Annotated in this window: 2 protein-coding genes; one reads left to right on the top strand and one right to left on the bottom strand. The window is 74.7% G+C overall.

Annotated features, from left to right (window positions below; genetic code table 11):
- Positions 1 to 311, top strand: a 311-nt coding sequence (locus M878_RS000000100420; protein WP_023551775.1) for a PucR family transcriptional regulator, incomplete at its 5' end; no start/stop codon positions are given.
- 20 nt (positions 312 to 331) lie between these two features.
- Here M878_RS000000100420 and M878_RS82505 read toward each other — a convergent pair.
- The gene (locus tag M878_RS82505) at positions 332 to 1,468 is read right to left on the bottom strand and encodes a glycosyltransferase family 4 protein (protein ID WP_023551774.1); all 1,137 of its coding nucleotides are present in this window, start codon (positions 1,466 to 1,468) and stop codon (positions 332 to 334) included.
- Between the last annotated feature and the right edge of the window lie 364 nt (positions 1,469 to 1,832).

Raw genomic sequence — 1,832 nt, 5'->3', positions numbered from 1 at the left:
GCCGCCTCGACATCGACCTGCTGCTGTGGCGGCTGCGCGACCACCCGGACCTCGCCGCGTTCGTGGACCGCGCGATCGGCCCGCTGCGGGACCACGACCACCGCTCCAAGCCGCCGCTGCTGCCGACCCTGGAGACCTATCTGGCGCACGCCGGACGCAAGGCGGAGACGGCCCGTGAGCTGCATCTGAACCGGCAGACCCTCTACAACCGGCTCGCCCGCATCGGGGAGTTGCTGGGCACCGACCTCGACGACCCGCAGACGGTCCTGGCATTGAGCCTGGCCCTGCGGGCTCGTAGGCACGTGTCCTAGGTGTGCTGTTCGGCCAGGCCCTAGGCGAGTGGCCTGGGCTGGGTCAACTCGTCGTACACGCTGAGCACTTGGGCTACCGTCTCGTCCTCGGTCGGCCAGCCGGCGGCCTGCCGTACGCCCGACTCGCGTAGTTCCTCCCGGCGCCCGGGGTCGGCGAGGAGCCGTACGACGGTGGCCGCGAGCGCCACCGGGTCGCCGTACGGGACGAGTTCGGCCGCGTCGCCGACGAGGTCGGGGATGCCGCCGACCCGGGTGGCGACGAGCGGCACGCGCGCGTACAGCGCCTCCTGTGCGAGGACGGACCGTGACTCCCAACTGCTCGTCAGCAGCGCCAGATCGGCGGCCGCGAGCAGTTCGGGCACGTCCTCGCGGCGGCCGATGAGCCGCACCGGCAGCCCCTCGTCCTCGATCCGCCGCTGCAGCGCCGGCCGCTGCGGTCCTTCCCCGGCGATGACGAGCAGCGGCACAGGGTCGAGGTCGCGCCAGGCACGGGCCGCGTCCAGCAGGACGTCGTAGCCGCGGTGCCGGTCGAGGGAGCCGACCGCGATCAGCAACGGGCGTCCGGTGGCGCCGAGTTCGGCCCGGACCTTGGGACGCAGCCGGTCGGGGTCGTCGAGGACGACGGGCCGGCGCTGTCCCGGCAGGCCGACGGCGGCGAGCCGGGCGTCCCGCGCCCCCGTGCTGCGGGCCCGGTCCACCAGGTCGGAGCTGGTGCCGAGGACCACGGACGCCGTGCGCACCACCCGCCGCTCCAGCAGCCGCAGGAACTGCGCCCGCGCGCCCTGCGCCTGGGCCCGGTCGTGCCAGGTGACCACCAGCGGGGTGCGCCGGCCGCTGAGCGCGAGCACGGACCGGAAGGAGGCGTGCAGCCCGTGCGCGTGCACCAGGTCGGCGTCCGTGCAGACCGCCCGCAGCGCGGCCACGGAGGCCGGGTCGCTGCTGCGCGGCACGTGCACATGCTCGGCACCGGCGCCGGAGAAGTCGTAGGCGCGGTCGGCATCGACGGGGGCGCACACCGTGACCCGTACGCCCCTCGCCACGAGCCCCTCGGCCAGCGAGCGCACATGCGCGCCGCTGGCGGCATTGCCTCCGCCCAGCACCTGTACGGTGCGCAGCGTCGACTGGCCGTGCGGCGCGTTGCTGCTCAGGGGGCTCAAGGGGCCGGGGCTCCTGGTTCGGCATGGGCGGTCACGAGGAAACGTACAGAAGGTAGCGGGCTCACGGGGGCGGACGGACCTACCCCGCGCGCCTCCCGCGCGGACCGTGTTCCCTCAAGCATGCCAGGGCGATGGGCCGTTACGGGAAATCCGGCAGGCGCACAGTGCGGCGGGCCGGGGCAATGCGCCGGAGCACGTCACCCACACGGGTGAGGAAAGCCGGCCCGGCCGAACGCCGTACGACCACGTCCGGCGAGGTCAGAGGGTCACAGCGAGCGCGCCCACGCGGTGACCCGGTCGCCGTATGCGGCGGCGGCCACGACCGCGACGGCGTGCGCCAGCAGGCCGGGGCGCCGGTTTCCGG

The sequence above is a fragment of the Streptomyces roseochromogenus subsp. oscitans DS 12.976 genome, from assembly GCF_000497445.1.
Taxonomy (GTDB): domain Bacteria; phylum Actinomycetota; class Actinomycetes; order Streptomycetales; family Streptomycetaceae; genus Streptomyces; species Streptomyces oscitans.
Note: the sequence above shows the minus strand (reverse complement) of the source record. Positions and strands in the feature narration are given on the sequence as shown.